The organism is Mycobacterium simiae (genome assembly GCF_008370645.1).
In the GTDB taxonomy this organism is placed as follows: domain Bacteria; phylum Actinomycetota; class Actinomycetes; order Mycobacteriales; family Mycobacteriaceae; genus Mycobacterium; species Mycobacterium simiae_A.
Genome location: NZ_VTZN01000233.1, coordinates 1 through 6241, shown reverse-complemented (window position 1 = coordinate 6241; position 6241 = coordinate 1). Strand labels below are relative to the sequence as shown.

At 65.2% G+C, this 6241-nt stretch carries 4 protein-coding genes and 1 tRNA gene; 3 read left to right on the top strand and 2 right to left on the bottom strand.

The annotated features are described in order from the left end of the window. Positions 1 to 166: 166 nt before the first annotated feature. Positions 167 to 2155: a TPM domain-containing protein gene (locus F0Q45_RS23600; protein WP_149656210.1), complete on the bottom strand. Its 1989-nt coding sequence runs from the start codon at positions 2153 to 2155 to the stop codon at positions 167 to 169. 101 nt (positions 2156 to 2256) lie between these two features. Between F0Q45_RS23600 and F0Q45_RS23595 the strand changes: the two genes are divergently transcribed. Next, positions 2257 to 3540, top strand: coding sequence for a deoxyguanosinetriphosphate triphosphohydrolase (locus F0Q45_RS23595; RefSeq protein ID WP_149656209.1), 1284 nt, complete (start codon positions 2257 to 2259; stop codon positions 3538 to 3540). A 17-nt stretch (positions 3541 to 3557) separates the two neighbouring features. Beyond that, complete coding sequence (gene dnaG, locus F0Q45_RS23590) at positions 3558 to 5483, top strand: DNA primase (RefSeq protein WP_149656208.1); 1926 nt, start codon at positions 3558 to 3560, stop codon at positions 5481 to 5483. A gap of 177 nt (positions 5484 to 5660) precedes the next feature. Here the strand turns inward: dnaG and F0Q45_RS23585 are convergent, their stop codons facing one another. Further along, the gene (locus tag F0Q45_RS23585; RefSeq protein WP_149656207.1) at positions 5661 to 5897 is read right to left on the bottom strand and encodes a hypothetical protein; all 237 of its coding nucleotides are present in this window, start codon (positions 5895 to 5897) and stop codon (positions 5661 to 5663) included. 169 nt (positions 5898 to 6066) lie between these two features. On the opposite strand from F0Q45_RS23585, the gene F0Q45_RS23580 reads away from it, so the two are divergent. Continuing rightward, positions 6067 to 6139 (top strand) — tRNA-Asn (locus F0Q45_RS23580). Positions 6140 to 6241: the final 102 nt, after the last annotated feature.

Sequence of the window (6241 nt, the reverse complement as noted above, 5' to 3'; positions counted from 1 at the left end):
GTCCAGCTGGGCCTGAGAAGTTTCGGTAGCGGCGGCGCACCTGTAAGCAGGTACGCCCGCCGCGACCGTTGATTGCGCACGCCTACGCACGGGATGCTAACGCCCTGTGCGTAGGCGTTCGCAGTTTTCCGATCGTGGTCATCGCGGACCCGGGCGGATCTGGTCCCTAGAACCGGCCGCCACCACCCAGGAACCCGTCGCCGGATGAGCCCCCGGAAGAGCCGCCGAACGACGTCGGGCTCCAGCCGCCAATACCACCGCGCAATCCTCCGCTGAGGATGTTGCCGATAATGATGCCGCCCAAGACCGCGCCGGCGTTATCGCCCCCCCGCGGGGTAAATACGCGCTGGGCCGCTTGTACGTCGGCATTGGCCAGCGCTTGCGCGTTAGCCGCCAAGGTCGATGCCGTATTAGCATGGCGCATCGCCGTAGTCGGGTTGGCCGAACGCTTGTCGTGTGCGGCCTGCAGCTGACGTTTCGCCTCGGCGAGCCTGGTCCTGGCTTCGGGTCCGACACTGCCGCGGCGGGTGTCGATATAGTCCGACACCGCGCGCACCCGCGACTCCGCGGTGAATAACGCCTGCTCGAATGACCGGTTGAGTCGTTCGGCGTTCGCCTGTTCCTGCGCCACGGCGGCCAATATCTGGTCGAGATCCGCGCCGGCCTTGGTGAGCTCGGAAAAAGTTCCCAACGGATCGGCGGCGCTAGCACCGGAAGAAGTGCGTGAGTTCTCCGCGGCTCGTGCGGCTGCATCGCGCGCCGTACGAAGTTCCGCAGTGTGTGCCGACTTGTTGTTCGGTGCCTGCTGTAGTTGCACGTCGGCCTGATTGATGCCCGCCTGTAGATCGGCCAGTACCGACGGCAAGGCGTCAACGGCATGGCGGATGTCGCTGGCCGCGGTGTCCACCGCGTCAAGTAGGGACCGCGCTTGCCCAAGCGCAGATTCGGCGGCACGGACGGCGTCCACCAAGCCGGACTGCCGGCCACTCACCGCCTGGGAGCACAGTTCACGCGCCGCACTGATGTTGCTGTCGGCGAACGCCAGTCGCTCTTGGGCAGTCGCGACATTGGCGGAGATGGAAGTCAGCGCCGCCACGCCGAATTCGTCGTTCAGCTCGACCAACCGCTGTTGCGTCGGGGCGATACGGGCGGTGAGCTCGATGTAGTGCCGGGTCAGCTGATCCAGCCGAGACGGAGCGTTGATCACCAAATCGCGCAGCTTCTCGAAGGCCTCAGTCTGGGACTCCAGCTCACGGTCCGCGCTTGCCGCCGAGACGATGACCCGGGTAAGTAGCTCACGCCGTTGCGCCGGCGTCTCGGGTGCGCTGTCGTCAAGTTGTTGTCGCACGCTGAACGCCTGGGCCAGAGCCGCTTTGGCGTTGTTTACCGCCCGGGTAAAGGGTGCGGTGCGCTCGTCTCCGAATTCGTCGATCGCCAGTGCCAGCTCGTTAGAGCTGGTGCGCAACGCGTTGTCGACTTCTACTACCATCGAGCGGGACAGGTCGTCGAGAATGTCCAGCGGCACGGCGGCGAGCGCCCGTGCATCGGTAGGGTCGACACGTCGTGCTGCCGCCAACGCGTCAATGCGCCGGCGGCGACCGCGGTAACGCATGACGACTAGCAGGATCCCGACCGCGCCGACAATCACGCCCAGGGCGACCAGCAGCACCACCCGGCCTGACGAACTGGGTGCAATATTGAGGCCGTTGGCCGCGGCAATGGCAGCGCCGGCCCAGTCGCCGTTGCGCAGTGCCGGCTCGATTTGGTTACGTCGCAGCTGATCGACTTGACTCGCGCTGACACTTTGCACGGTGGATGGAACCAGGAAGGCATAGGCTCGAGAGACGGTAGCGACAGCCAGCAGGACGTCATAGCTACCCAGCTCGCTGGTCCGGATGGTGCTCTGTGCCCAATTCGTGGCGCTCTGCCCGGAAAAGTCGTCGACGTAGACCACCCATAGCCGGATACGGCGATCGGCGTAGAGTCGATCAACGGCCGAGCTGACTTGGACGCGGCCAGACTCGGTCAGCGCTCCTGCGGTGTCGGTGACATAGCCCGGTAGCCGCAACGGCGGCTGCGCGCCCGCCGGCGGCGCCAGCAGCAGGCCTACGGTGAAGATGGTCAGGACCACGCTGAACAGGCGAGCGATGCGCATACGGCTAATTTAGCCCTGCAAGGCTGCCGCCCCGCGGGGCTCGGTGTGTGGATTCGTCCAGTTCGCGGGAAAGGGCCACGGCCCTGGCAGACTGTGGGTCGGTGACCACGAATCAGCAAGACCCCTATGACGACTTCGATCGTCTGCGGCGGGTCAGCGAAGCGCCGAAGACGGCGGGTCTGCCGGGTACAGAGGGACAACACCGCAGCGACTTCGCCCGGGACCGAGCTCGAGTGTTGCACAGCGCCGCGCTGCGCCGACTCGCCGACAAGACCCAGGTCGTTGGGCCGCGGCAAGGCGACACGCCGCGCACCCGGCTGACCCACTCGCTGGAGGTGGCCCAGATCGGGCGGGGCATGGCGATCGGACTGGGCTGCGACCCCGACCTGGTCGAACTGGCCGGTTTGGCGCACGATATCGGGCACCCGCCGTACGGGCACAACGGTGAACGGGCGCTCGACGAAGTGGCAGTCGACTGCGGCGGCTTTGAGGGCAACGCCCAAAATTTCCGCATCCTGACCAGCCTGGAACCGAAAGTTCTAGACGAACAAGGACGCAGCGTAGGGCTCAACCTGTCCCGCGCAGCCTTGGACGCGGTCACCAAATACCCATGGCCGCGGGTCCACCAGCGACGCAAGTTCGGCTTCTACGACGAAGACCGCGAACCGGCGGCCTGGGTCCGCGCCCGCGCGCCGGCGGATCGACCGTGCCTGGAAGCGCAGGTAATGGACTGGGCCGACGATGTCGCGTACTCGGTGCACGACGTCGAGGACGGCGTTGTCTCGGAACGCATCGATTTGCGCGTGCTCGCCGACACTGACGACGCGGCCGCACTAGCCACGCTGGGGGCAAGCGAATTTTCCCGGGTCAGTGCCGAGGAGTTGATGGAGGCAGCCCGCCGGCTGTCCGGGCTGCCGGTGGTCGCCGAGGTGGGTAGGTACGACGCCACCTTGTCGGCGTTGGTCGCGCTGAAGCAGTTGACCAGCGAGCTGGTGGGGCGGTTCGCCTCGGCCGCGATCGCCACCACTCTCGCAGTAGCCGGTCCGGGGCCGTTAGTGCGTTATCAGGCCGACCTGCAGGTGCCCGACCTGGTGCGTGCCGAGGTCGCGGTGCTGAAAATCCTTGCGCTGCAGTTCATCATGTCCGACCCAAGGCATCTGGAAACTCAAGCCCGGCAACGCGAACGCATCCACCGGGTCGCGCAACGGCTATATTCGGGCGCCCCGCGAACGCTCGATCCGTTCTTCGCTGCGGCCTTCAACACCGCTGCCGATGACGGTGCGCGAATGCGGGTCATCGTCGACCAGATTGCCTCCTACACCGAGGGTCGGCTGGAACGCGTCGACGCGGGCCGATGCGGCGACCGGACCGACGTCTTACCCTGAGCCTTTAGAATCAGCGAATGTCGAGTCCGGCGGGTCGCTCCAGGATTTCCGATCGTGACATCGCCGCCATCCGCGAAGGAGCCCGCATCGAGGATGTTGTCGGTGACTACGTCCAGTTGCGGCGTGCCGGGGCCGACTCCCTGAAGGGACTGTGCCCGTTTCACAACGAGAAGTCGCCGTCGTTTCATGTGCGGCCCAACCACGGCCACTTCCACTGCTTCGGTTGCGGCGAAGGCGGAGACGTGTACGCGTTCATCCAGAAGATCGAGCACGTCAGCTTCGTCGAAGCGGTGGAACTGCTCGCCGACCGGATCGGTCACACGATCAGCTACACGGGCGCGGCCACCAGCGTGCAGCGCGACCGCGGCAGCCGCAGCCGGCTCATCGCCGCCAACGCGGCAGCCGCCGCCTTCTACGCCGAGGCCCTGGACTCCGAAGAGGCGGCACCGGCCCGGCACTATCTAACCGAACGCAACTTCGACGGCGACGCCGCTCGCCGGTTCGGCTGCGGATTCGCCCCCTCGGGCTGGGACTGTTTGACAAAACATCTGCAGCGCAAGGGTTTTGAGTTCAAGGAGCTGGAAGCGGCGGGATTGTCCCGGCAGGGCCGGCGCGGCCCCATGGACCGGTTTCACCGGCGGCTGCTGTGGCCCATCCGCTCATCGGCTGGTGAAGTGATCGGCTTCGGGGCCCGGCGATTGTTCGACGACGACCCGATGGAAGCCAAGTACGTCAATACGCCCGAGACGCTGCTGTACAAGAAGTCGTCGGTGATGTTCGGCATCGACTTGGCCAAGCGCGATATCGCCAGGTGTCATCAAGCGGTGGTCGTCGAGGGCTACACCGATGTGATGGCCATGCATCTGGCCGGGGTCACCACAGCTGTCGCGTCCTGCGGCACCGCGTTCGGCGACGAGCACCTGGCGATGCTGCGCCGGCTGATGATGGACGACAACTGGTACCGGGGCGAATTGATATTCGTATTTGATGGCGACGCAGCAGGCCGAGCTGCTGCACTCAAAGCGTTTGACGGCGATCAGCAGGTGGCCGGAAAGTCCTTTGTTGCGGTGGCAGCGAACGGCCTGGACCCGTGCGACCTGCGGATGCAATCGGGCGACCTCGCCCTGCGCGACCTGGTCGCTAGACGTGAGCCCATGTTCGCGTACGCAATTCAATCCACCCTGGCTGGATTGAATATGGACACCGAGGAAGGGCGTGTGGAAGGTCTGCGCAGGGCAGTGCCTCTGGTCGGGCGTATTAGAGACCCATCGCTTCGTGACGGGTACGCCACGAAATTGGCAGACGAGTGGGTCGGCTGGCCGAACATTCCGCAGGTGGTAGCTAGGGTTCGCGGAGAAGCGCAGCGCGGAGCAATTGTGACAAACAAACCCCGACGCGCCCGCCGGGCACAACCAGCATCAGACGAGATCGCCGAACCTGCTGCTTCGCGGCCCGACCCGCGTGACCCCACCCTCTGGCCGCAGCGCGAGGCGCTCAAGTCGGCGTTGCAGTACCCGGCGCTGGCTGGACCGGTCTTTGACACCCTGGCCGTCGAAAGTTTCACCCACGCCGGATACGCGGCCGTGCGCGCGGCCATCGAAGCGGCGGGCGGTACGTCAACCGGCGTCGCCGGGGCGCAGTGGATGGATATGGTGCGCCAGCAGACCACGTCGGTATTGACCGCCGGCCTGATCAACGAATTGGCGGTGGAGGCCATCGCGGTCGATGACGAAAGGCTGCCGCGCTATATCGCGGGCGTGCTGGCCCGTCTGCAGGAGGTGTGGATGGGCCGGCAGATTGCCGAGGTGAAATCCAAGCTGCAGCGGATGTCGCCGATCGAGCAGGGCGATGAGTATCACGCTTTATTCGGCGATTTGGTCGCGATGGAAGCTTATCGGCGCAGCCTGCTGGAGCAGGCCAGCGGCAACGATCTGACCGCGTGAGGGTTAGTCTCCACCGTCGACGAACTTGCGCCGCGATCCACGTGAGCGTCACTCCTGCTCGCGCTTTTCCGCGCTGGTGTCGATCTCGGCGCCTGGCGGGTGAGCGCTGGTCTCCTGGCGGATCGACCCTCGACGAATCTACGAGAGCAACCACCTAAGCAGCGGGGGCCAGGGCGGCTACTTCGCTTGGCGTTCCACGACCGCCGTCTGCTCGTCTATTTCCGTCAGCGTCACAAACCCCGTGTCAGGGGAGATCCGACTGGCGATCTTGCGGCGCCCGCCTTCGATCATCGATTTGGCCATGGGACTGCTGGTCAGCGCACGACAAGTGCCGGCGAGCTGCTCATAGCGGCGGCGCCCAGCTTTTGCCCCCAACACGTAACCAAGCCCCAGCACGGCGACATACCCGATCAAAAAAGGTCCCTCCGACTAACGGTGCGGTTGGCTCCATCCTGCCTCATCCGTTCGGTGCGGGCGCGCCCGCTGCCAAACCGGGAGGACCTACCAGCCGGATACATGGTCTTGGCGGTCCCTCTAGTTGGGCGCGAGTATGCCAGTACGCTAGAGTCGTCCCGCGCAGTAGTCCCCTGTAGCTCAACTGGCAGAGCATTCGGCTGTTAACCGAAGGGTTGAAGGTTCGAGTCCTTCCGGGGGAGCCGCGACTACGTGAGGCCAGTCGGCCAGGCTCATCACTATTGTTTCGGTTGCGTGTTTCGGTTGGGCGCGAAAGGTCTTGACTACGCCGTTGGATCGCCCCA

Excerpts from the sequence above, each read along its gene's own strand:
- F0Q45_RS23600 (WP_149656210.1), bottom strand. The coding sequence starts at position 2,155 with ATGCGCATCGCTCGCCTGTTCAGCGTGGTCCTGACCATCTTCACCGTA.
- dnaG (WP_149656208.1), top strand. The coding sequence starts at position 3,558 with ATGTCGAGTCCGGCGGGTCGCTCCAGGATTTCCGATCGTGACATCGCC.